Origin of the sequence: Bradyrhizobium guangdongense (assembly GCF_004114975.1) — a bacterium.
GTDB lineage: Bacteria > Pseudomonadota > Alphaproteobacteria > Rhizobiales > Xanthobacteraceae > Bradyrhizobium > Bradyrhizobium guangdongense.
On sequence record NZ_CP030051.1, the window covers coordinates 219,873 to 243,444 of the forward strand.

Sequence of the window (23,572 nt, forward strand, 5' to 3'; positions counted from 1 at the left end):
CGGCGCAAAATCATCCCTGTCAGTCACACCGCAACTAACCGTTCACGCCGCAGGAACGCAAGCAACGGCAACAGCGGCAGGCCGAGGATGGTGAAATGATCGCCCTCGATGCGCTCGAACAGATGAATGCCGAGGCCTTCGAGCTGATAGGCGCCGACGCTGGTGGTGACGGCATCGCCGACGGCGTCGAGATAGGCGGACAGCTCGGCTTCCGACATTTGCCGCATCGTCATGCGGGCGATCGATACATCCTCAAAAACAATCTTGCCGTCATGCGCCAGCGCGACGGCGGAATTCAGCTCGTGAGTCCGACCGGCAAGATCGCGCAACTGTGCCAACGCCACGGCGCGGCCGGCGGGCTTGTTGAACAGGCGATCGCCAAGGGCCAGCGTCTGGTCGGCGCCGATCACATAGCTTCCGGGACGATTGGCGGAGACCGCCTTCGCTTTCTCGCGCGCCAGCAGCAGACCTATCTCGCGCGGATTCGAAAGTCCGGACGCGGCCTGAATGCCGCGCTCGTCGATATCGGCGGTGACAGCCTCGAATTCCAGCCCCGCATTCCGCAGCAGCATTTTTCGCGCGCTGCTCTGCGAGGCCAGGATCAACGGAGATTTGCCGCGCCACAGACCCATCGTCGCCACTTATTCGGAAGGACGGTTGCGCTGACGATCGCTGTAGAGCTTCATGATCGCCGCCGCGGTTTCCTCAATCGAGCGTCGCGTGACGTCCAGCAGCGGCCAATCGTGCTTGGCGCTGAGCTTGCGCGCAAACGCCACCTCCTCGGTCACCGACTGCTTGTCGGTATAGGTGTCGCTGCCGGATTCGGCGCCCATCGAGAGCAGGCGATTCTGACGGATCTGGATCAGGCGTTCCGGGGTCGCATGCAGGCTCACCACCAGTGGCCGGGTCAGCGTCTCCAACTGGGCCGGCACGGGAATGCCTGGAACCAGTGGGACGTTGGCGGTCCGGATGCCGCGATTGGCGAGATAGATCGACGTCGGCGTCTTCGAGGTGCGGGACACGCCGACCAGGACGACGTCGGCATCCTCGAGGCCTTCGACATGCTGCCCGTCGTCATGGATCATCGTGTAGTTCAGCGCGTCGATACGCTTGAAATATTCGGCGTTGAGCACGTGCTGCGCACCGACGCGGCCCGTGGTCGCAGCGCCAAGATAGGCTTCGAACAATTGCATGACCGGGCCGATGATCGAGAGGCTCGGAACATTGATCGTCTTGCACTTGTCCTCGAGCCTCGAAACCAGGTCCTTCTCCAGCAGCGTGAACAGCACGATGCCGGGTGCTTCCTCGATCTCGTCGAGCACGCGGTCGAGCTGCTTCTGGCTGCGTACCAGCGGATAGACATGCTCGACCGGCGTGACGTTGGCGTATTGCGCGGCGACGGCGCGCGCGACCGTGATCAGGGTCTCGCCGGTGGAGTCGGAGACGAGGTGCAGATGGAAATAATTGCTCGAGGTCGGCACAAAAACTCTTTGAATGTCGTTGTGTGGTTTGTGGATTTCTGTGGAGCTTAACCCCTCGGAAAGGGATGCGCGACACCACGGGCGGGATAAGTGCCGATTTTCTTCACATCGCTGCCCGTCAGAACAAGTCCGGCACCGTGTCACGAGAGAAGCGGGATTGCGCGGACAACCCCCTTGATAAGCTGCCGACAAAAAGGCGCAAGCCTTTGAAGCCCGGCGGCTTATCTGAACGGGCCTGGTCTGCCCGGAACATGTTGACGGATGTGAACAAGCGCGTGCGCACGCGCGGATGGCGTTGCGTGAGTCCAATCCACGGTCACTCAGACTCAAACCTTTAAGAATCTAAGATTCTAGATTTGAGGAAGGCGCTACGGACGGATATGTGTGCAGGTGAGACCTTAACGAGTTCTTACTATCCCCAGCCCGCCTGATGGCTGGACGCAAAGTCGGACGCCGGACATGTTTGAAGACGTCTATCTCTGGATCAAGGCGCTGCACGTGATCGCGGTCATCTCCTGGATGGCCGGCATGCTCTATCTGCCGCGGCTGTTCGTCTATCATTGCGAGGCCGAGATCGGCTCGAAACAGTCCGAAACCTTCAAGGTGATGGAACGCCGCCTGCTCAAGGCGATCATCAACCCCGCCATGATCGTCACCTGGCTTGCTGGGCTTTATCTCGCCTGGGCCGGCCATTGGTTCACCTTCGGCTGGCTGCACGTCAAACTGGCAATGGTGCTTGCGATGTCCGCGGTCCACGGCTTTTTTTCCCGCTGGCTGAAGGATTTCGCCGCCGACCGCCGCCCCCACAATCAGAAATTCTTCCGGATTATCAACGAGGTGCCGACCGTCCTGATGATCATCATCGTCATCATGGTGATCGTGAAGCCGTTCTAGGCAGCAATCGTGAACGATCGCTCAGCGCTTCGGCTTGCGGAGTGGGAAGCGATTTTCTATATTAGCGATATCCCACCCAACGCAGGCGGATGTGGTTGTGTCTGAGCTTTCCAGAGGCCGGACACCGCATCAGGTTTGAAGCCCCACCGGCACTCACCTTGCCAGACCTGCGGACCTTACCTGCACCTGCTCGCGTCCGCATTTCAGAGCCACCTCGCACCCCCCTTCCAAGGTTACCCCACAGGACCACCCCAATGCGGGAAATCAAACTCGAAGACCTCAAGTCCAAAACGCCCGCCGAGCTCGTCTCGTTTGCGGAGGAAAATGGGGTCGAGAACGCCAGCACCATGCGCAAGCAGGAGCTGCTGTTCGCCATCCTCAAGCAGCTCGCGCTGGCCGAAACCGACATTGTCGGCCAGGGCGTCGTCGAGGTGCTTTCCGACGGCTTCGGCTTCCTCCGCTCGCCCGATGCCAATTATCTGCCGGGCCCGGATGACATCTACGTCTCGCCCTCGCAGATCCGCCGTTTCGGTCTGCGCACCGGCGACACCATCGAAGGCCACATTCGCAGTCCGAAGGAGGGCGAACGCTATTTCGCGCTGCTGAAGGTCAACACGCTTAATTTCGAGGACCCGGAAAAGGCCAAGCACAAGGTCAATTTCGACAACCTCACGCCGCTGTTTCCGAATCAGCGTTTCCGCATGGAAATCGACGATCCGACGCGGAAAGACCTGTCTGCACGCGTGATCGACATCGTCGCGCCGATCGGCAAGGGCCAGCGCGCATTGATCGTGGCGCCGCCGCGCACCGGCAAGACCGTGCTGATGCAGAACATCGCGCATTCGATCACGGCCAACCATCCCGACTGCTATCTGATCGTGCTCTTGATCGACGAGCGTCCGGAAGAAGTCACGGACATGCAGCGCTCGGTGAAGGGCGAAGTGGTGTCGTCGACCTTCGACGAGCCGGCTGTGCGTCACGTCCAGGTCGCCGAGATGGTGATCGAAAAGGCCAAGCGTCTCGTCGAGCACGGCCGCGACGTCGTAATTCTGCTCGATTCGATCACGCGCCTCGGGCGTGCCTACAACACCGTGGTGCCGTCATCGGGCAAGGTGCTGACCGGCGGTGTCGACGCCAACGCGCTGCAGCGGCCGAAGCGCTTCTTCGGCGCCGCCCGCAACATCGAGGAGGGCGGCTCGCTGACCATCATCGCGACCGCGCTGGTCGATACCGGCAGCCGCATGGACGAAGTCATTTTCGAAGAGTTCAAGGGCACCGGTAACTCGGAGCTTATCTTGGACCGCAAGGTCTCGGACAAGCGCACCTTCCCCGCGATCGACATTTCGCGCTCCGGCACCCGCAAGGAGGAGCTCATCACCGACCCGCAGGTGCTCAAGAAGATGTATGTGCTCCGCCGCATCCTGAACCCGATGGGCACCATGGATGCGATCGACTTCCTGCTCGACAAGCTCCGCTCGACCAAGAGCAACGCGGAGTTCTTCGACTCCATGAACACCTGAGTGCGGTGCAGCATTGGATTAAAGGGCGCCTTCGGGCGCTCTTTTCGTTTGTGCGGCTATGCTGCAGCGGTCGTGCAGCATAGTCGATGGTCTGACCGCACCGTCTAGTTCTCTCCGATCCCGTTGATAAATCTGTATAATACCTCCACCCGCAAGCGTTGGCCTCGACTGATGAACGGGAATTTCGCAGCAAACGCGGCGCTTTATATTGCGGTGCAATATTCCCTTTGCTGCGGTTCGAAGCGCAGCAAAAGTGGGCTTCGGCCTCAAACGGGCTGTTTGCCTTTTCCTCACCAGCCGGACAAATAGGCCATGCACCCGCGAGATCAGACCATCTTTGCATTGTCGTCCGGGCGTCCGCCGAGCGCGATCGCGATGGTGCGTGTGTCGGGCTCGCAAGCGGGACACGTGCTGGCGACGCTCGCAGGTGAGTTGCCGGCCCCGCGGCAAGCCAGCCGCGGGCTGCTGCATGACGCCACGGGCCAGCCGATCGACGATTCGGTCGTGCTCTGGTTTCCGGCGCCGGGCAGTGCGACCGGCGAGGACGTCGCCGAATTTCACGTGCATGGCGGCCGCGCGGTGCTGGCCGCGCTCCTCGCCGCGATTTCCGTTATTCCGAATACGCGCGCGGCGGAGCCGGGCGAGTTCACCCGGCGGGCTTTCGAGAACGGCAAGCTCGATCTCACGGAAGCCGAGGGGCTCGACGATCTCATCCATGCCGACACCGACCGCCAGCGTCGCCAGGCGCTGCGGCAGTTGCAGGGTTTGCTCGGCGATCACGCGCGCGACTGGCGCGAGCGCATCATCGAGGCGTCGGCGCTGATCGAGGCCGGTATCGATTTTTCCGATGAAGGCGACGTGCCCACAGAATTGAGGGCGCCGGCAGTCAGGGCGATCAAGGCGCTGCATGATGAAATTACGAAAGTCCTTGCGGCACAGGCACATTCCGAACGCCTGCGCGACGGCTTGGTGGTCGCGATAACAGGCGAGCCGAATGTCGGCAAGTCGACCCTGATGAATCAGCTTGCCCGCCGCGAGGTCGCGATCGTCTCACCGTATGCCGGCACCACGCGCGACGTGATCGAAGTGCAGCTCGATCTCGATGGCTATCCCGTCACTGTCATCGACACGGCCGGGATTCGCGAGACCAATGATCCGGTCGAGCAGGAAGGTGTCCGCCGGGCGCGGGCGCGGGCCGAAGAGGCCGACCTGGTCCTGTGGCTGGTGGAAGGCGGGCAGGCCATCGATCCGGACGCGCTGCGGTCGCTTCGGAAATCCGGAGATGGCGATCGGCCGGACGGGCCGGTCTGGATCGTGCGCAACAAGATCGACCTCGGGGCAGCCGGACTAACGGGTGAGTTCGGAATCTCGGCGAGCCGTGGTGATGGCATTCCGGAACTGGTGGAGGCCCTCGTGAAATTCGCCGCCGAGTTCTTCGGAACCAGCGAGGGCGCATTGGTTACCCGAGCCCGCCAACGCGATCTGTTGACCCGTGCGGCGGACAGCTTGCGCCGGAGTCTGGAGCTTGTAGAAGAGGGCGAAGAACTCGCCGCCGAAGAGCTGCGCACCGCCGCTTATGCGCTCGGCCGTTTGCTCGGTCGGGTGGATGTCGAGGACGTCCTTGGGGCCATCTTCCAGAAGTTCTGCATCGGAAAGTAAGAGCTAGTTCTATATTGTAAACTAGTGCTTGTTCCGCTGCTCGTGTTTCACGTGAAACATGGTTGCCGCCCTTTCAACGCGTTTCACGTGAAACGCTACCCCCTTCATCGCGAGCAGCAGCGATGAAGCAATCCAGCTTCCTCCAATAGTGATTCTGGATTGCTTCGCTGCGCTCAATGACGGCGTTGCGGCGGAGTAGTTCAACGAACTAGCATACCCCTGCGGAACTGCTGGTTTCACGTGAAACAGAAGCTATGCAACACGCCTCGTACTGTGCATGGGGTTGTTTTGCGAGGCGGCCAAGTGCCGGTTTCACGTGAAACGTCGGTTTCCCGAGTTTCCACTTCCGGCTTTCCCACCTCTGAGCTAGAAGTCCGCCCATGCGATCAGAGCGAGAAAGTTTCGACGTCATCGTCATCGGGGGCGGTCATGCCGGCTGTGAGGCCGCGGCTGCTTCTGCCCGGATGGGGGCAACGACGGCTCTGGTGACGCACCGCTTCTCCACGGTCGGCGCGATGTCCTGCAATCCCGCCATCGGCGGTCTCGGCAAGGGCCATCTGGTCCGCGAAGTCGATGCTCTCGATGGCCTGATGGGACGGGTCGGTGACGCCGGCGGCATCCAGTTTCGCGTTCTCAATCGTCGAAAGGGTCCCGCGGTGCGTGGCCCCCGAGCCCAGGCCGATCGCAAGCTCTATGCCGCCGCGATGCAGGCCGCGATCCGGGAGACTGAGGGTCTTTCCGTGATTGAAGGTGAGGCCGACGAGTTGATCGTGGTTGATGACCGGGTGACTGGACTGCGCCTGGCGGACGGCCGGGAGCTCCGGGCAGGGGCTGTTGTCATCACCACCGGCACCTTCCTCCGTGGCCTGATCCATCTTGGTGAGAAGAATTGGCCCGCCGGCCGGGTCGGCGAGGCCCCCGCAATGGGTCTCTCAGTTTCCTTCGAGCGCGTCGGCTTCACCCTCGGACGGCTGAAGACCGGCACGCCGCCGCGTCTCGACGGCACCACGATTGACTGGACAGCGGTCGAAATGCAGCCGGGAGACGAGCCGCCCGAGCCGTTTTCGGTGATGACCGAGCGGATCACCACGCCACAGATCCAGTGCGGCATCACCCGGACCACCTCCGCAACCCATGAGGTGATCCGCGCCAACGTCCATCGCTCTCCGATGTACTCTGGCCAGATCAAGAGCTCCGGACCGCGCTATTGCCCCTCGATCGAGGACAAGATCGTCCGCTTCGGGGACCGCGACGGTCATCAGATCTTCCTTGAGCCGGAAGGGCTGGACGATCCGACCGTTTATCCCAACGGCATCTCGACTTCGCTGCCGGAGGAGGTCCAACTCGCGATCCTCGCCAGCATCCCGGGCCTCGAGCGGGTGAAGATGGTTCGTCCGGGCTATGCCATCGAATACGACCACATCGATCCCCGAGAGCTCGATCCGACCCTGCAGACCAAGCGTTTGCGCGGCCTCTTCCTGGCGGGACAGATCAACGGCACTACCGGGTATGAAGAAGCCGCGGGGCAGGGCATCGTGGCGGGTCTGAACGCAGCACTCTGCGCCAGCGGCGCGGCGCTGGCGGTGTTCGACCGCGCCGACGGCTACCTCGGCGTGATGATCGACGACCTCGTCACCCGCGGGATCAGCGAGCCCTATCGGATGTTCACCTCGCGGGCCGAGTATCGGCTCACCTTGCGGGCCGACAATGCCGATCAGCGCCTGACCGAGAAGGGCATTGCGCTGGGCTGCGTCGGCAGCGCCCGGACCCGATATCATCGCGCCAAGATGGATGCTCTGAACGCGGCGCGGACGCTGTCGAAGTCTCTGACCATCACTCCCAACGAGGCGATCAAGCACGGGCTGTCCCTGAACCGGGACGGCCAGCGCCGGTCCGCCTTCGAGCTGATGGCTTACCCAGATATCGGCTGGAGCCAAGTCCGAGCGATCTGGCCGGAGCTCTCCGCTATCGATCCCGGCATCGCCGCCCATCTTGAGATCGACGCGAAGTATGACGTCTATCTGGAGCGCCAGAGCGCCGATGTCGAAGCCTTCCGGCGCGACGAGGGCATGGTGCTGTCGGAGATCGACTACAGCCTCGTCCCCGGTCTTTCCAACGAGGTGCGGGCCAAACTCGAGAAGGCACGGCCATTCACCGTCGGTCAGGCCGGCCGGATCGACGGTATGACGCCGGCGGCGCTCGGCATCCTCGCGGCCTATCTTCGCCGCGAGGCGCGCAAGACCTCCAAGGCCATCGCATAGGGTTTCACGTGAAACAGCGCGGACGGGGCGGGGACAGACCGCTATCGCGACGATCAGGAGCCGGCGAGGCCGCCGGTCGCCGGTCCGAACCGACCCCCGGGAAACCGAAGATCGACAAGGCCAGCGCCAACGATCAGGCGCTCGACTCCATCATCGCCGCCGACAAGCGCGTGGCGCTTAAACTCGCACCCGTTTCACATGAAACGGAGGAGCGGCTCAATCGCTACATTGCGCTGCTCCGGGAGTGGCAGGCCAAGACCAATCTGGTCGCGCCCTCGACCCTGCCTCACCTCTGGACCCGTCACATCGCCGATTCGCTTCAGCTTGTGAATCTCGCGCCGTCAGCGAAACGCTGGGCCGACCTCGGCAGCGGCGGCGGCTTTCCCGGCGTCGTCCTCGCCTGCGCCATGGCCGGTACGCCGGGCGCGAGCGTTCATCTCATCGAGCGAATCGCCAAGAAGGCCGCGTTTTTGCGCGAAGCTGTTCGCATCACCACATCTCCGGGAGTCGTACATCTCGCTGAGATCGGGGATAATGTGGATAGAATCACCGGCCCCGTCGATTGCGTCACCGCGCGCGCGTTGGCTCCGCTAAATCAACTCATCGGCTTTGCGGAGCCGCTGATGCGCCAAGGCGCAACGGCGTTATTTCCGAAGGGTCAAGATGTAGAGGCTGAATTGACCGAAGCCGCTAAATATTGGAATATTCAGCCGCAGCTCCACCGAAGCCGGACCGGCGACGGATGGATCGTCGAACTGGCTTCGGTTGAACGGCGCGGGTGAGGCGCTCAGGGGTTGAGGAATTTCGATGACCGTGATTGACGAGCCGCAGCAAGACCAGACCGTCCAGGAGACGGACCAAGTCCCGCACGCTCACCCGCGCATTCTGGCGTTGGCGAATCAGAAGGGTGGCGTGGGAAAAACGACCACAGCGATCAACCTCGGCACGGCGCTCGCCGCGATCGGCGAGCGCGTCCTGATCGTCGATCTCGATCCGCAGGGCAATGCGTCGACCGGCCTCGGCATCGATCGCCGCAATCGCTCTTGCTCGACCTATGACGTGCTGATCGGTGAAGCGCCCTTGCGGGAAGCGGTGGTCTCCACCGCGGTGCCGCGGCTGCACATCGCGCCCTCGACCATGGATCTCTCCGGCCTCGAGCTCGAGCTCGGGACCACGGCCGGCCGCGCCTTCAAGCTGCGCGATGCGATCGGCGCGCTCAACAACAACGTCTCGCCCGAGTCGGACTACACGTACGTGTTGATCGACTGCCCGCCCTCACTGAACCTGCTGACGGTGAATGCGATGGCGGCATCGGACGCGATCCTGGTGCCGCTGCAGTGCGAGTTCTTCGCGCTCGAAGGTTTGTCGCAATTGCTGCAGACCGTGGAGCAGGTGCGCTCGACGCTCAATCCGAACCTGTCGATCCACGGCATCGTGCTGACGATGTTCGACTCGCGCAACAACCTCTCGAACCAGGTGGTTGCCGACGTCCGCCAGTTCATGGGCGAGAAAGTCTACAAGACCATGATCCCGCGTAACGTGCGCATTTCGGAAGCGCCGTCCTATGGCAAGCCGGTGCTGGTCTACGATCTCAAATGCGTCGGCAGCGAAGCGTACTTGCGTCTCGCCACCGAAGTGATCCAGCGCGAGCGCGAGCTGCGCGTCACGCATTAGCGCTACGGTAGGGTGGGCAAAGGCGTTTTCGTCGTGCCCACCGTCTTCCGCTTATGAACAATTGGTGGGCACGCTTCGCTTTGCCCAACCTACGACAATTCAGTTCTGGAGTGCTGCAGCGTGAATCCAAGGGAGCTGGCGATGGCCGATGAAGCGCGTTCGCGACTGGGCCGGGGTCTTGCAAGTCTGATCGGTGATGTCGGCGGCGAGGCCCAGCACGTCGACCGTCCGCGCGCGCAACGCAAGGTGCCGATCGAATTCATCAAGGCCAATCCGCGCAATCCGCGCCGGACTTTTTCGGATACCGAGCTCAAGGAGCTCTCCGAGTCCATCAAGCAGCACGGCGTGATCCAGCCGATCGTGGTGCGTCCCGTGAAGGGCGCACAGGATCGCTACGAGATCATCGCCGGCGAACGGCGCTGGCGCGCCTCGCAGATGGCCGGCCTGCACGAGGTGCCTATCGTGCCGGTCGACATCAGCGACAGCGATGCGCTGGAATTCGCGATCGTCGAGAACGTGCAGCGCGAAGACCTCAACCCGATGGAGGAGGCGCAGGGCTATCACGCGCTCGCCAACGAGTTCAAACGCAGCCAGGACGACATCGCAAAGGTCGTCGGCAAGAGCCGCAGCCATGTCGCCAACATGATGCGGCTGACCAAGCTGCCGGCCGAAGTGCAGGCCTTGATCGCGACCGGGGATCTGACCGCCGGTCACGCCCGCGCGCTGATCGGCGTGCCCGATCCGCTGGCCGCCGCCAAGCGCATCGTCGAGGAAGGTCTCAACGTCCGCCAGGCCGAGGCGCTCGCGCATGAAGAGGGCGTGCCGGAGCGCAAGCCGCAGAAGGCGCGCAGCAGCGGCGGCAAGGAGAAAGACCCTGATACGATCGACCTGGAGAAGCGTGTCAGCGACGCACTCGGCCTCAAGGTCACCGTCAACCACCGCGACCCCGGCGGCTCGGTCCAGATCAACTACCGCAACCTCGATCAGCTCGACGAGGTGATGAAGCGGCTGGCGAAGGGCGCGCTGTAGAGCTCAGTGCCGTCCGGGCGAAAGCCAGCTCTCTACACTCGTCAATTGTGAGCGCAGCGAAGCAATCCAGAGTCCCTCCGCGGAAAGATTCTGGATTGTTTCGCTGCGCTCGCAATGACGTGGAGAGAGCGTGGGGTTTATCCCCTTCGCCTCGCGTTCGCCGCGATCGCCATCAGCGTGCGCTGGGCGATGGCGGCGGCGAGCGTAGATTGCTTGCGGGTGTCGAGCGCGGCGGTCGCAAGCTGCTCGATGACCGCGGCGAGCTTTGCCGCGCTGAAATTGCGCAGCGCGGTTTCGACCATCGGTTTCCGCGAAAAATGCAGCCGCGGAAATCCGCCGTCGAGCACGGCGGACGCCGGCGTGCCGTCGGCAATCGCGAGCGCGGATTTGTGCAGCCACGCGGCGTGGCGCTGCGCGGCCGAGATGATCACGCCGGGATAGGTGCCGGCGATCATCGCCTTGGCGAATTCGGTCTCGACGATCTCGGGCCGGCCGGCGAAGGCGCCGTCGACGATCGGATCGAGCTTCAGCTCGGATGCGTCCGCGACCACGGACATCACGTCGTCCAGCGTGATCTCGCCTTTGCCATGGGCGTAGAGTGTCAGCTTACGCAGCTCGTTGCGGGACGCCTGGCGGTCGCCGCCGAGGAACGACATCAACGCGGCGCGGGCGTCCTGCGCGATGCGCAGATTCGCGGTGCGAAGCTCGTCCTCCATCAGTTTCGCCAGATCGCGCTCGGTGTCGGGATAGCAGCCGATCGCCACCGCGGTCTTGGCCTTTTCGCAGGCCTTGCGCAGCGGTGATTCCGGGCGCAGCTCGCCGGCCTCGATCACGATGCGGCAATCCTTCACGCCCATCTCAGCCAGCGTGTCGACACCGGCAGCAAAGCTCCGTGATCCCGCGCGGATGCGAATGGCGCGGCGACCGCCGAACAGCGGCACGGTCATGGCTTCGTCGACCAGGCGTGACGGCTCGGCGGAGAGCTCGTCGCCGTCGAGCTTGACCAGCGAGAAGGGATCGTTGGGATCGTCGACGGCGGACGCAACCAATGCGTCGGCGCGCTCGCGTACCAAGCCGGCATCAGGACCATAGAGCAGGATGATCGGCCGGCCCGCGTCGGGGCGGGCGAGGAAGGCGTCGATCTCTTTTCCGCGCAGCGCGACCATGTTGCCTGATACGCGTCATTCCGGGTTTATGCTTCGCATGCCCCGGAATGACGGGGATGAACTAGGTGCCCGCAGTGAAGAACGCGGCGAGCCGGGTGTTGATGTTCTCGGCGATCTCGTTTGCGGCACGATCCTCCGCGTCGCGCACCGCGCGGTTGCGGGCAAAGCGCTGGTAGGAGCCGGGCAGGTCATAGGACACGCGCGAGAAGGTAGTCCCGGTCATAACCGACTTGCCGGTCGCGACCTCGATCAGATTGTACTGGCAGTCGATGCCGTAGTTCTCGGTGTTCGGCAGGCCGGTACTGGGATCGACGATCAGCGACGTCTTGCTGGTGTTGAAGCGGATATCCAGCCGGTGGGTCGGCGGCATGCCCGTTGCCGAGCCGTAGAGCTTGAAGGCGAGGGCATTGCGGACCTCGACCCCGACCCGGGCCTCGCGCGAGGCGTTGGGCTTGGCGATCGGCGGCAGCTCGACCCCCATCAGCTTTTCACGCAAACCCGGGGTGCCGTCGGTATGCTCGGCATACATCGGCTGGAAGCAGCCAGCCGTCGTCGCCGCCAAGGCGGCGACCGCGAGCAGGCGGGCTGCGATGCGGATCCTAGCCGACAACATTCACAATCCTCTTGGGGACGATGATCACCTTGCGGACGGGCTTGCCGTCCAGGGCCAGTTTTACAGCATCGAGGGCCAAAGCGGCAGCCTCGATTTCCGGATTTTGGGCCGCTGTTGCAACCGTGACCTCACCCCGCTTCTTGCCATTGACCTGGACCACCAGCGTCACGCTGTCTTCAACCAGCAAATCGCGTTCGATTTGCGGCCAATCGGCCTCAGAAACCAGCCCGGGCTGCCCCAGAACCTGCCAGCACTCTTCGGCCAGATGCGGCATCATCGGGGAGAACAGCTGGACCAGGATCTGGCTGGCCTCCCGGATCGCCCAGGCGAGATCGGCCGTCGGCTGACCGGGGCGCTGGAGCACCTCCGAAAACGTGTTCGTGAACTCGCGGATATGGGCCAGGCAGACATTGAAGTGCAGCCGTTCGACCCCTGATGTGACCTTGTCGAGCGCGCCGTGGGCAGCCTTGCGCAAACCAGTCGCATCCGGCCCGAACGAGGCCGGCCGGGCCGCGGGGGCAGCCTTGCCAAGGTCCGCAGCATCGTTCACCAGCCGCCACAGACGCTGCACGAAGCGCGAGGCGCCCTGGACGCGCTCGTCACTCCAGATCACGTCGCGGTCGGGCGGGGAATCCGACAGCATGAACCAGCGGGCGACGTCGGCGCCATAGGTCGCGATGATGTCGTCGGGGTCGACCGTGTTCTTCTTCGACTTCGACATCTTCTCGATCGGGCCGATCTGGACGTCCTCGCCGGTCGCAAGCAGCGTCGCGCGGCGGCCGTTGCCACCGACCTCGATCTTCACCTCGGCCGGTTGCACCCAGGTGCCGTCGGCCTTCTGATAAGTCTCGTGCACCACCATGCCCTGCGTGAACATGCCGGCGAACGGCTCGTCGAGCGCGATGTGACCGGTCGCCTTCATCGCGCGGGTGAAGAAGCGGCTGTAGAGCAGATGCAGGATCGCGTGCTCGACGCCGCCGATATACTGGTCGACCGGCAGCATCCGGTTGGCGATCGCAGGCGTCGTCGGTGCGGCCTCGTTCCAGGGATCGGTGAAGCGCGCGAAATACCAGGACGAATCCACGAACGTGTCCATGGTGTCGGTTTCGCGGGTCGCCTTGCCGCCGCATTTCGGGCAGGTGACGTGCTTCCAGGTGGGGTGATGATCGAGCGCGTTGCCCGGCTTGTCGAAGCTCACATCCTCGGGCAGCACGACCGGCAACTGGTCGTCCGGCACCGGCACCACGTCGCACTTGGGACAGTGGATCACCGGAATCGGGCAGCCCCAATAGCGCTGGCGCGAAATGCCCCAGTCGCGCAGGCGGAAATTGACCTGACGCTCGCCGACCGGCGCATTGCCGCGCAGCTCGCCTTCCAGTCGCTTTGCGACCTCTTCCTTGGCCTGGTCGATGGTCATGCCGTCGAGGAAGCGGGAATTGATCATGCGGCCGTCGCCGTCATAGGCGGTGTCGGTGATGACGAATGATTTTGAATCCTGGCCTTCGGGACAGACGACCGGCGTGTTGCCAAGGCCGTATTTATTGACGAAGTCGAGGTCGCGCTGGTCGTGCGCGGGGCAGCCGAAGATCGCGCCGGTGCCGTATTCCATCAGCACGAAGTTGGCGACATAGACCGGCAGCTTCCAGGAGGGATCGAACGGATGCACGGCGCGGATGCCGGTGTCAAAGCCCTGCTTCTCCGCTGTGTCGATGATCTCCTGCGCCGTGCCGATTTTCTTGATGTCGGCAATGAATTGGGCAAGCTTCGGGTTCTTTGCAGCCGCTGCCTGCGCCAGCGGATGATCGGCCGAGATCGCCATGAACTTCGCACCGAACAGCGTGTCGGGGCGCGTCGTGAAGATCTTCAGCTCGCTCTCGCCGGCGGGTGTGGTCGCCTTGTCCAGCGCGAAACGGATCAAGAGGCCCTCGGAGCGGCCGATCCAGTTGCGCTGCATCAGCCGGACCTTGTCGGGCCAGCGGTCGAGACTATCCAGCGCGGACAACAATTCCTGCGAGTACTTCGTGATCTTGAAGACCCACTGGCTCATCTCTCGTTGTTCGACAACGGCACCGGAGCGCCAGCCGCGGCCGTCGATCACCTGCTCGTTGGCGAGCACGGTCATGTCGACCGGGTCCCAGTTCAGCTTGCGCTTTTCACGCTCGGCGAGGCCCGCGGCGAGCATGTCCAAGAACATCTTCTGCTGATGCTTGTAATAGCTGGGGTCGCAGGTCGCGAATTCGCGGCTCCAGTCCAGCGACAGCCCGATCGAACGGAGCTGCTTCTTCATCGCGGCGATGTTGTCGTAGGTCCAGGCCTTCGGCGCGACCTTGCGCTCGATGGCGGCGTTTTCGGCCGGCAGGCCGAAGGCGTCCCAGCCCATCGGATGCAGCACGTTGAATCCCTTGGCGCGCATGAAGCGGGCCAGCACGTCGCCGAGCGTGTAATTGCGGACATGGCCGATATGAATGCGCCCGGATGGGTAGGGGAACATCTCCAGCACATAATATTTCGGCCGCGAATCGTCGTTCTTCGAGACGAAGATCGCCTGTTCGTCCCAGATGCGTTGCCAGCGCGGTTCGGCTTCGCGGGCGTTGTAGCGTTCGGAGGTCATGGAATCGTTGGGTTTTCGTGGTTTCGGCGGCCTGAAGAGGCCGGACTAGGCCATAGAAGTCGACGGGGGGTCAATGGGTTGCCGCCGGAAGTGGTGGCCCGCAATGCTGCTCCGCAAAAGTACGGATGAGGGCGTTGGGACCGGGTTAAGGGGTCGGTGCGAGTTTGGCCGTCAATAGTGTACCCCGCGTCAGGCAATGGCCCTAGATTTCGACAATCCCGACTATGACTATGCCGCCTCCATCGCCGGGCGGGCGATGCGCAGCATGGCCGACCAGCGGATTCCGCCGACGCCGGCCAATTTCGCCATCTGGTTCCAGTATTACGCCGGGGGCCATGACGATCTGCGCAACGCCATCGATCTGCTGATCGACCACAACCGCCCCTTCGACAGGCGCACTAATCAGGACTTGTTCGAGACTTATATTGCGCCCCATGTGAGCGCTGCCGTCGTCGATACGTCCGAGCGGCTGCATGCCCTGATGGGCGCGGCGAAGGAGTTTCTGGCGACCGCAATCGCCGACAACCGCTCCCAGATGCAGGCGATTAGCCAGGTTGCCGACCAGGGCCAGGCGGGCGTCGACCCGAAGGCGCTGGTGGCCCAGCTCATGAACGAGCTGGCGCGGGCCGCTACCAGGACGACGCGGCTCGAAGCGGGCTTTGCCGAGAAGACCCGCGAGCTCGACGTCATCAGAGATTCGCTCTCCAAATCCGAGGAGCGCGCGCGGACCGACACGCTGACGGGACTCGCAAATCGCAGGGCGCTGGACGAATTTCTCCGCAAAGCACAGACGACCGCCGATTGGGGCGAGCCGCTGAGCGTGCTCCTGCTCGATATCGACCACTTCAAGACCTTCAACGATAATTTCGGTCACGGCGTCGGCGACCAGGTCTTGCGTCTGATGGCCAAGGTGCTGCGCGAAAAGGTTCGTACGCAGGATCTGCCGGCTCGCTACGGCGGCGAGGAGCTGATCGCGGTGCTGCCCGATGCCGATCTTGCAGCGTGCACTGACATCGCCGAGCGGATCCGGCGCGCGATCGCGGAGTGCACCATCACCCGCCGCTCGACCGGCGAGGTGCTGCCGAACATCACAGTTTCAATCGGCGTGGCGCAGTATCGGGCTGGCGAGGCGATCGCCGATTTGATCGAGCGCTGTGATCGCGCGCTCTATCTTGCCAAGGGCGGCGGCCGCAATCGCGTCGTGACGGAGAACGAACTCGACCGCGCCGAGGCTGCGGGTTAGCGGAGCACAGCGAGATCAGGGCAAGCAGTCCGACTCTAGCCTGCCATCGCAATCTTGGCCGTGCCGTTCTCGATCGCCTCTACGCCATGCTCGACGACATTGTTGCGGCCGCGATGCTTGGCGGCGTAGAGCGCCGCGTCGGCGGCCTCGATCAGATCGCCCGGGCGCAGGGATTCGTTCGGTCGCGCCGCCGCAACGCCGATCGACACCGTGACGACCATGTGTGCCGAAGTGATGTGCGGCAGGCAGAGCTTCAGCACGGCCGCCCGCACCTGCTCGCCGATCTCGACGGCGCGGTTGACGTCGGTATTCGGGACCAGCAGGCAGAATTCCTCGCCGCCGTAGCGGGCCGCAAAGCCCATGGTGTCCGCAGCGATGCCGGATAGCGACTCGCCGAGCCGGGTCAGGCACGAATCGCCTTCGAGATGGCCGTAGGTGTCGTTGAACAGCTTGAAATGGTCCACGTCGATCATCAGAAGCGCGAGCTCGCTGCCGTATTGTTGCGCGCGCATCCATTCGAAGTCGAGGCGGCTCTGGAAACCGCGGCGGTTGGCAAGCCCCGAAAGCATGTCGATCGACGCCATCACCGTCAGCCGGTCGTTGGTCGCGATCAGCTCGCGCTCGCGCTGGCTGAGCTGAGCCGCCATCGCGTTGAAGGCGCGCGCCAGCGGCACGAATTCGGCCGGCAGCCGGCTGCGCGCGGCGCGGGCCGACAGATCGCCCTGGCCGAGACGCTTGGCCATTTCGGCGAGCATTTCGATCGGCTTGATCACGAGCTTCTCGGCGGCGATCAGGGCGCCGAGCAGCACGAACATGACGACGAAAGCGAGCTGGAGATAGGCGGTGCGGATATCGCGGCTCACCGCGGCGGAGACCTTGTCTTCGTCGATGCTGGCGATCAGGCGGGAATTGGTGCCGGCGATGCGGATGAAGCTGACCGCGCGATGTGACCCGTCGGCGGCAAGGAAAGACAGCGAGCCTTCGTCCTGGTCCGAGCGCAGCGCCATGTCGGCAATGGCCGACATCAGCGGCATGTTGTCGAGGGGACGGCCGACCGCGTTGTGCTGGTCGGCCGGCGCGGCCAGCACGGTGCCGGCGCTGTCGACCAGCACCGCGGTGATGCCGGCGCGGCCGCCCAGATTGTTCATCACCTTCGACATCCAGTCGAGATTGACCGTTGCCAGCACGACGGCGTCAGCGACGCCGCTGAACGCCGAAACTGGATAGACCGCCATCACGGTCGGCGATTGCACCGGCCGCGACAGGATGAAGTCGGACAGCACGAAGCGGCCGGTCTCCTGCGCCTGCTGGAAATAAGGCCGATCGGAAAGATCGAGGCCGACATACATGTTGTTGGTGGCGCACTGGATGCGACCGTCCTGGCCGGCGATCAGGAGCGTGCGAATCCAGGGAAGGTTCGTCGGCAGGCTCGCGCGCAGGACGTCACAGCTCTTGCTGACGCCGCCGGCGGAGGCGCGGATGAAAGCTTCCGATTTCAGGATGGTTTCGACCGACGAGATCACCTCGCGCTGCGCATCGGCGCTGTGTCTTGCGACGGTGGTGAATTCGGCCGTGGCCTGCGCGATCTGCTTGGTGCGGGTGTCTTCAAGCGAGCGGATGCGCTCGAGCATCAAGGGCGCGACCAGAATCACCGCGAGCAACGCAAGCCGGGCCCTGATGCCGAGGACCTGCTTGAGTTTTGCGCGTTTGCGGTTGAAACTGACGCTGACCATTTTCGCTACCCACCCCGCGGGCAAGGTAAAGCGAAGGGTTCAAAAACTCTTTCTTGAACTTGGTAAAATTGGAACTACCTCCGGTACTCGCATAGTTCGATCGACATCATGACAGACAATAACGCCGCGCCGGTAACCGGTCATTCACCAAACGCGCTTGCCGCGGTCGAGGCCGAGATTGCACGCGCCTGCAAGGATGCGCGGCGCGATCGCGCCTCGGTGACGCTGATCGCGGTGTCAAAGACTTTCGCTGCGGATGCAATTCTCCCGGTTATCAGCGCCGGACAGCGCGTATTCGGCGAGAATCGGGTGCAGGAGGCCAAAGGCAAGTGGCCGGCGTTAACAGTCGATTACCCTGACATCGCGCTGCATCTGATCGGACCGCTGCAATCCAACAAGGCGAAAGAGGCGGTCGCGCTGTTCGATGCCATCCACTCGGTCGATCGTCCGAGCATTTGCCAGGCGTTAGCCAAGGAAATCGAATCCCAGAACAAGCATCCGCAGCTCTTTGTTCAGATCAACACCGGTGAGGAGCCGCAGAAGGCCGGCGTCGCGCCCGGCGAGGCCGACGCCTTTCTGGCAAGCTGCCGCGACACCTATGGCCTGACGATATCAGGCCTGATGTGTATTCCCCCGGTGGACGAGCCGCCGGCTGCGCATTTCGCACTGACCGCCAAGATCGCGGCGCGCAACGGATTGATCAACCTCTCGATGGGCATGAGCGCGGATTATGCGACCGCGATTCTGTTGGGCGCCACCCATGTGCGCGTCGGAAGCGCGATCTTCGGGCATCGGTGAGTGCCGGCGGCGGACGCTCGCACGGCATCGGCTAGAGTTCGTCATTGCGAGCGAAGCGAAGCAATCCAGAATCTTTCCGTGGAGGCAGCCTGGATTGCTTCGTCGCAAGAGCTCCTCGCAATGACGGCGGAGTGTGAGACCGCCTATTCAAACCTCACCGACACCTTCCCCAGCGCGCCAAAATCTGCCGCAAAATGATCGCCGGCCTGGATCGGCAGCGGCGGATGACAGGTGCCCGTCGTCACCACCTGCCCTGCCCGCAAGGTGATGCCGAGCCCGCGCAGCTCATGGGCAAGCCAGGCCAGCGCCATCAGGGGATCGCCGAGCACGTTCTTGCCGTGACCGACATAGCGCTCGCCGCGCAGCGTGATCTGCGGCCGCTCCTCGACGAGATCCATCGTGCGCCAGCTTGCGGAAGTGGCGGCACCAAGCACGAACAAATGTGCGCAGGCGTTGTCGGCGATCAGCTGCGCCTCGCCTGCGCCGGTGAAATCGGCGAAGCGCGAATCCGGAATCTCGATGGCCGGATGCAAGCTGTCGACCGCCGCAAGTACCTCGTCGACGCCAAAAGGCGTCGGTCGCGGCGCCAGATCGCGCGCCATGCGAAAGCAGAATTCGGGCTCGCCGACCCGCATCGCATTGCCCTTCATCGACGCGACACCGCCGTCGGCGATCACCTTGTCGCTCATGATGCGCCCGGCCAGCGGTCCCGTGACGTTGATGTGCTTCTGGCCGGCCTCGCTGGTCGCCGCGATCTTCCAGCCGAACAGTTTTCCGAACGACTGGTGTTCGAGCACGCCCTGCACGGCGTAACCATCCGCGCGGCTCTGCGGCCGCAGCCGCGTCTCCAGCGCATCGAGCTTGGTGCCGTCGCGCCAATGTCGAACGAGGACCTGCGAAGCGGCGTTGATCTGATCCTTGTCGAGCATCTGTCCTCACCCGATGATGATTCTTGTTCTTGGTCCTATCTGCCGCAGCAATTGCAGCATCGCCGCCTTGGTCATGGAGACGCAGCCCGCGGTCGGGCCGAAATTGTCGCGCGCCAGATGTAGGAAGACGGCGCTGCCGCGGCCGGCGACGCGCGGCCTGGCGTTGTGGTCGATTTCGATGATGAAGTCATAGAGATGATCGGCCCGTTTGAGCCGATCGCCGCCCTCGCCCTTCCCGCGCCGGATCCACTGGTTGTAGTGGCGATCGCCGGGGTCTTCGCACCAGGCATCCGTGTCGCCAATGGTCCGCGCCGGCAGAAAGGTCCGGGGCCGGCTGTGCCGGTCGCCCCGCCACCACAATCGCCTGGGACGAAAACAGCCTCTCGGGGTACCGCCGTCGCCCTCGCGCTTGTTGGCCAGAATGCCGCCGCGGCCGAGCGCCACCGGGATCGTCAAATGGCCGACCGTCAGCCAGCCCCGGCGCGGATTCCCTGCGGCAGGCTTAACGCGGATCGCGGACAGCGGTCCCGGCCCTCGATTCCTGGTATAACTCACTGACACAGCTTTATTTTTCATGTGAACGCGCGATGCCGAATTCATTACAGGACATTCATCAATGCGCCCTGCTATTCTGGGTTAGAGTAATTCCGGCTTGTGAATCGGTAACAGCCCACTACTTCAACACGAACAACAACAAAAAACAGCGACCCCTAAACTTCCCATCACGGCTGGGTGCGGCATGCCCGCGCGCCCGTCCGACCCCAAAAGGATGATCCCCCATGGCCAATGCCCGCAAGATCCTGATCGTGGATGACGATACCGATCTGCGCGATACGTTGGTGGAGCAATTATCGCTACACGAAGAATTTGAAGCCTCCGCCGTCGATACCGGCGCCAAGGGCGCGAGCGCCGCAAAGGCCAACGCCCCCGATCTGGTCCTGATGGACGTCGGCCTTCCCGACACCGACGGCCGCGAGGTGGTCCGCTCCTTGCGCAAGGGCGGCTTCAAGGCGCCGATCATCATGCTGACCGGGCACGACACCGATTCCGACACGATTTTAGGCCTGGAATCCGGGGCCAACGACTATGTGGCAAAGCCGTTCCGCTTTGCCGTGCTGCTGGCCCGCATCCGCGCCCAGCTTCGCCAGCACGAGGCCAGCGAGGACGCGGTGTTCTCGGTCGGCCCCTACTCCTTCCGTCCCGGCTCCAAGATGCTGACCGCGGCCAATGCCCGCAAGGTCCGCCTCACCGAGAAGGAAACGGCGATCCTGCGCTTCCTCTACCGGGCCGGCCAGATGCCGGTGTCGCGCGAGACCCTGCTCCAGGAGGTCTGGGGCTACAATTCCGGCGTCACCACCCACACGCTGGAAACCCACATCTACCGCCTCCGCCAGAAGATCGAGAAGGACGCCGCCAACCCGGAGATCCTGGTAACGGAAGCCGGTGGCTACAAGCTGGTGCCGTGATACGTTCCGGATGCGCGCGATTCGTCGTAAATTAGCGCGTTCCACGAACCTCGGACCGGAATGTCAATCGACGATGACGTAGCGCTGCTCGAGCGTGTCCCGACACTGCGCCTGTTGGGAGACGCCTCGTTGCGCATGCTGGCGATCGGCTCCGAGCAGCGCGACTTCGTCCGCGGCGATATCCTGTTCAATCTCGGCGACGATGCCGACGCCGGCTTCGTGGTCCAGCGCGGCGCCTTCCGTGTCGATGACGGCGCGGGCGCCGAGATGATCGCCGGCCCCGGCACGTTGATCGGCGAGCTTGCGCTGGTCGTGCCGATGAAGCGGCCGTCGAGCGCGGTCGCGCTGGAGCATTCCTCCGTCATCCGCGTCGCGCGCAGCCTGTTTCAGCGCGTGCTCGAAAGCGATCCTGCCGCGGCGGTCCGCCTGCGCGACGAATTCGCCATCCGCTCCAGCCAGATCGCCAGCGATATCCTGATGGCCGGTTCGAAGCTGAGCACGTAACCTCCCACCCGTCATTCCGGGGCGCGACGAAGTCGCGAACCCGGAATCCATTCATGCACCAACTTTGCCGCCTGATGGATTCCGGGCTCGCGCTACGCGCGCCCCGGAACGACGGCGGAGGACTACACGTCCAGCGTCACCGTGACAGGGACGTGATCAGACGGCCGCTCCCAGCTGCGGGCATCGCGCAGAATCCTGAAATCCTGCACCGCCTCCTTCAGCGCGCGCGAGACCCAGATGTGGTCGAGCCTGCGGCCGCGATCGCCGACGGTCCAGTCGGCGGAGCGGTAGCTCCACCAGGTGTAGACCTTTTCCGACATCGGGATGCGGTCGCGCGCGACGTCGACCCATTCGCCGGCTTCAAGCGCCGCCTTCAGCTTCTCGGTTTCGACAGGCGTGTGCGAGACCACTTTCAGCAGCTGCTTGTGCGACCACACGTCGTTCTCGTGCGGCGCGACGTTGAGATCGCCGACCAGGATGTGTCTGTCATCTCCGCGCGGATGCAGCGGCTCGCAGGCCTTCATCTCGTCGAGGAAGCGAAGCTTGTGGTCGAACTTCTCGTTCAGCACGGGATCGGGAATGTCGCCGCCGGCCGGCACGTAGAAATTATGCAGCACCAGCGGCTTTGCGATTGTGGCCTTCTCGCCGAACGACACCGAGATATGGCGCGAATCCACCTTGTCGCAGAAGGTGCGGATGTCAGTCGACTCGAACGGGATCTTCGAGACGATGGCGACGCCGTGATAGCCCTTCTGTCCGTTCAGTGCGACGTGCTCGTAGCCGAGCCGCTTGAAGCGCTTCAGCGGAAAGGCGTCGTCGATGCATTTGGTTTCCTGCAGACACAGCACGTCCGGCCGCGCGCTCTTGAGAAATTTCGCGACCAGGTCGATGCGCAGCCGCACCGAATTGATGTTCCAGGTTGTCAGGGAAAGACGCATGAGAATGGCGTCTTAGCATGGATTGACGTGGGCGGAATGCTTGTCCACAGGGGCGGTGCTGCAGGGTGGGCAAAGCGAAGCGTGCCCACGACGTCTAGATGGTGGGCACGGCGCAAGTGCGCCTTTGCCCACCCTACGGCAGTCGAGCGCTTAGCCCGGCGCCGGTCCGTAATTGGTGAAATCGATCTTGAACATGCTGGGATCGAGCTTCTTGCCCGCATCGAGATTGTAGACCGCGACCGTGGTGTCGTAGCCCTGCGGGTCGGTGACGGTCCATTGCTTCAGCTGGCCGTCCTTGGCGCCGATCATCAGCAGCAGGCGGCTGGTGCCGACCAGCGCCTGCTTCTCTTCGATGGTGACACTGATGAAGAGATCGTCGGAGGTGACGTTGACGACGTTGGTGTCCTTCATCAGGTCGATGCGGTCCGACAGCAGGAAGCGCAGCGGCGTCTGCGACAGCGGGTAGACGTCCTGCGTCGCGAGCTTGCGGTCGCGGACCACGACCGACGATCCGTCGGCGATGATGTCGATCGGGCTCGGCGGATCATATTCGAAGCGGAGCTTGCCCGGCTTCTGGATGTAGAAATCGCCCTGCGTCTTGCTGCCGTCGGGGCCGACCTGGACGAAATTCCCGACCAGCGTCGACAGCGACGACAGATAGGCGCTGACCTTGGCCGCCTGCGCCTTCTGCTTGTCGTCGAAAGTCTGGAAGATGCTGCTCGGCACGTTCCGGCGCGGATCGGGAATCACCGGATTCGGTGGCGCCTGCGTCGCACCCGTGATCGCCGGCCCTCCCGAGGGCTGAGCATTGTCGCGGCCCTTCGGTGCAGGCTTCGGCACGGGGACGTTCTGTGCAAACGACGCTGCGCTCACCATCATGGCGGTGACGAGAAGCACGCCCGCCACGCGCGCGCCGCGCGCAGCGAAAGAGGCCGCGAATCGAATGTCCGGATGTCTGGTCAACGCGTCGTCCTGTGTGGCTGGGCGCCGTTTTAGCGTGATTTCGGGCAAAAGCGGAGATCGATTTTGCGTGAAAATGTCATTCGAGGCGTG

Annotated in this window: 21 protein-coding genes; 11 read left to right on the forward strand and 10 right to left on the reverse strand. The window is 63.4% G+C overall.

What is annotated here, in order from left to right; all coding sequences use genetic code 11:
- Window positions 1-23: 23 nt before the first annotated feature.
- Both X265_RS01040 and X265_RS01045 read right to left on the reverse strand, forming a co-directional pair.
- Window positions 24-632: a Maf family nucleotide pyrophosphatase gene (locus X265_RS01040; protein ID WP_128963232.1), complete on the reverse strand. Its 609-nt coding sequence runs from the start codon at window positions 630-632 to the stop codon at window positions 24-26.
- Window positions 633-641: 9 nt separating this feature from the next.
- Window positions 642-1,481 carry a pyruvate, water dikinase regulatory protein gene (locus X265_RS01045; RefSeq protein WP_128963233.1) on the reverse strand — a complete coding sequence of 280 codons (840 nt, stop codon included), beginning with the start codon at window positions 1,479-1,481 and terminating at the stop codon, window positions 642-644.
- Between the two features lie 459 nt (window positions 1,482-1,940).
- Here X265_RS01045 and hemJ point away from each other — a divergent pair, with 459 nt between their 5' ends.
- The 7 genes from hemJ to X265_RS01085 all read left to right on the forward strand — a co-directional run bounded on the left by hemJ (window position 1,941) and on the right by X265_RS01085 (window position 10,518).
- Window positions 1,941-2,375, forward strand: coding sequence for a protoporphyrinogen oxidase HemJ (gene hemJ / locus X265_RS01055; protein WP_128963235.1), 435 nt, complete (start codon window positions 1,941-1,943; stop codon window positions 2,373-2,375).
- A gap of 254 nt (window positions 2,376-2,629) precedes the next feature.
- The gene (gene rho / locus X265_RS01060; RefSeq protein WP_092289654.1) at window positions 2,630-3,895 is read left to right on the forward strand and encodes a transcription termination factor Rho; all 1,266 of its coding nucleotides are present in this window, start codon (window positions 2,630-2,632) and stop codon (window positions 3,893-3,895) included.
- Between the two features lie 312 nt (window positions 3,896-4,207).
- Window positions 4,208-5,554: a tRNA uridine-5-carboxymethylaminomethyl(34) synthesis GTPase MnmE gene (mnmE, locus tag X265_RS01065; protein ID WP_128963236.1), complete on the forward strand. Its 1,347-nt coding sequence runs from the start codon at window positions 4,208-4,210 to the stop codon at window positions 5,552-5,554.
- Between the two features lie 380 nt (window positions 5,555-5,934).
- On the forward strand, window positions 5,935-7,815 hold the full coding sequence (gene mnmG, locus X265_RS01070) for a tRNA uridine-5-carboxymethylaminomethyl(34) synthesis enzyme MnmG (protein WP_128963237.1): 1,881 nt from the start codon (window positions 5,935-5,937) through the stop codon (window positions 7,813-7,815).
- Window positions 7,816-7,823: 8 nt separating this feature from the next.
- Window positions 7,824-8,597: a 16S rRNA (guanine(527)-N(7))-methyltransferase RsmG gene (rsmG, locus tag X265_RS01075; protein WP_128963238.1), complete on the forward strand. Its 774-nt coding sequence runs from the start codon at window positions 7,824-7,826 to the stop codon at window positions 8,595-8,597.
- 25 nt (window positions 8,598-8,622) lie between these two features.
- Window positions 8,623-9,489 (forward strand): ParA family protein, encoded by an 867-nt coding sequence (locus X265_RS01080; protein WP_128963239.1) that lies wholly within the window; start codon window positions 8,623-8,625, stop codon window positions 9,487-9,489.
- 141 nt (window positions 9,490-9,630) lie between these two features.
- Window positions 9,631-10,518 carry a ParB/RepB/Spo0J family partition protein gene (locus X265_RS01085; RefSeq protein WP_164938361.1) on the forward strand — a complete coding sequence of 296 codons (888 nt, stop codon included), beginning with the start codon at window positions 9,631-9,633 and terminating at the stop codon, window positions 10,516-10,518.
- Between the two features lie 137 nt (window positions 10,519-10,655).
- On the opposite strand, the gene holA is transcribed toward X265_RS01085, so the two are convergent.
- The 3 genes from holA to leuS form a co-directional block, all read right to left on the reverse strand.
- Window positions 10,656-11,684 (reverse strand): DNA polymerase III subunit delta, encoded by a 1,029-nt coding sequence (gene holA / locus X265_RS01090; RefSeq protein WP_128963241.1) that lies wholly within the window; start codon window positions 11,682-11,684, stop codon window positions 10,656-10,658.
- Window positions 11,685-11,745: 61 nt separating this feature from the next.
- On the reverse strand, window positions 11,746-12,297 hold the full coding sequence (gene lptE, locus X265_RS01095; protein WP_128963242.1) for an LPS assembly lipoprotein LptE: 552 nt from the start codon (window positions 12,295-12,297) through the stop codon (window positions 11,746-11,748).
- A complete protein-coding gene (gene leuS / locus X265_RS01100) occupies window positions 12,284-14,908 on the reverse strand; it encodes a leucine--tRNA ligase (RefSeq protein WP_128963243.1) in 2,625 nt (874 codons plus the stop codon). Before leuS ends, lptE begins: the two co-directional genes overlap by 14 nt.
- 265 nt (window positions 14,909-15,173) lie before the next feature.
- Between leuS and X265_RS01105 the strand changes: the two genes are divergently transcribed.
- The gene (locus X265_RS01105) at window positions 15,174-16,151 is read left to right on the forward strand and encodes a GGDEF domain-containing protein (protein WP_128969093.1); all 978 of its coding nucleotides are present in this window, start codon (window positions 15,174-15,176) and stop codon (window positions 16,149-16,151) included.
- Between the two features lie 35 nt (window positions 16,152-16,186).
- On the opposite strand, the gene X265_RS01110 is transcribed toward X265_RS01105, so the two are convergent.
- Window positions 16,187-17,884 carry a diguanylate cyclase domain-containing protein gene (locus tag X265_RS01110; RefSeq protein ID WP_128963244.1) on the reverse strand — a complete coding sequence of 566 codons (1,698 nt, stop codon included), beginning with the start codon at window positions 17,882-17,884 and terminating at the stop codon, window positions 16,187-16,189.
- A gap of 108 nt (window positions 17,885-17,992) precedes the next feature.
- On the opposite strand from X265_RS01110, the gene X265_RS01115 reads away from it, so the two are divergent.
- Window positions 17,993-18,682, forward strand: coding sequence for a YggS family pyridoxal phosphate-dependent enzyme (locus X265_RS01115; protein WP_128963245.1), 690 nt, complete (start codon window positions 17,993-17,995; stop codon window positions 18,680-18,682).
- Between the two features lie 143 nt (window positions 18,683-18,825).
- On the opposite strand, the gene X265_RS01120 is transcribed toward X265_RS01115, so the two are convergent.
- Together X265_RS01120 and X265_RS01125 are read right to left on the reverse strand one after the other, a co-directional pair.
- Window positions 18,826-19,611, reverse strand: coding sequence for a 2-keto-4-pentenoate hydratase (locus X265_RS01120; RefSeq protein WP_128963246.1), 786 nt, complete (start codon window positions 19,609-19,611; stop codon window positions 18,826-18,828).
- 6 nt (window positions 19,612-19,617) lie between these two features.
- Entirely contained in the window at window positions 19,618-20,187 is a 570-nt protein-coding gene (locus tag X265_RS01125) for a L,D-transpeptidase family protein (protein ID WP_164938362.1), read from the reverse strand.
- A gap of 203 nt (window positions 20,188-20,390) precedes the next feature.
- On the opposite strand from X265_RS01125, the gene X265_RS01130 reads away from it, so the two are divergent.
- Together X265_RS01130 and X265_RS01135 are read left to right on the forward strand one after the other, a co-directional pair.
- Window positions 20,391-21,077: a response regulator transcription factor gene (locus X265_RS01130; RefSeq protein ID WP_007598630.1), complete on the forward strand. Its 687-nt coding sequence runs from the start codon at window positions 20,391-20,393 to the stop codon at window positions 21,075-21,077.
- Between the two features lie 60 nt (window positions 21,078-21,137).
- Entirely contained in the window at window positions 21,138-21,581 is a 444-nt protein-coding gene (locus tag X265_RS01135; protein WP_128963248.1) for a cyclic nucleotide-binding domain-containing protein, read from the forward strand.
- Window positions 21,582-21,703: 122 nt separating this feature from the next.
- On the opposite strand, the gene xth is transcribed toward X265_RS01135, so the two are convergent.
- Window positions 21,704-22,519, reverse strand: coding sequence for an exodeoxyribonuclease III (gene xth, locus X265_RS01140; protein WP_128963249.1), 816 nt, complete (start codon window positions 22,517-22,519; stop codon window positions 21,704-21,706).
- Window positions 22,520-22,669: 150 nt separating this feature from the next.
- Window positions 22,670-23,425, reverse strand: a complete 756-nt coding sequence (locus X265_RS01145; RefSeq protein WP_128969094.1) for an outer membrane lipoprotein carrier protein LolA — start codon at window positions 23,423-23,425, stop codon at window positions 22,670-22,672.
- Window positions 23,426-23,572 lie beyond the last annotated feature (147 nt).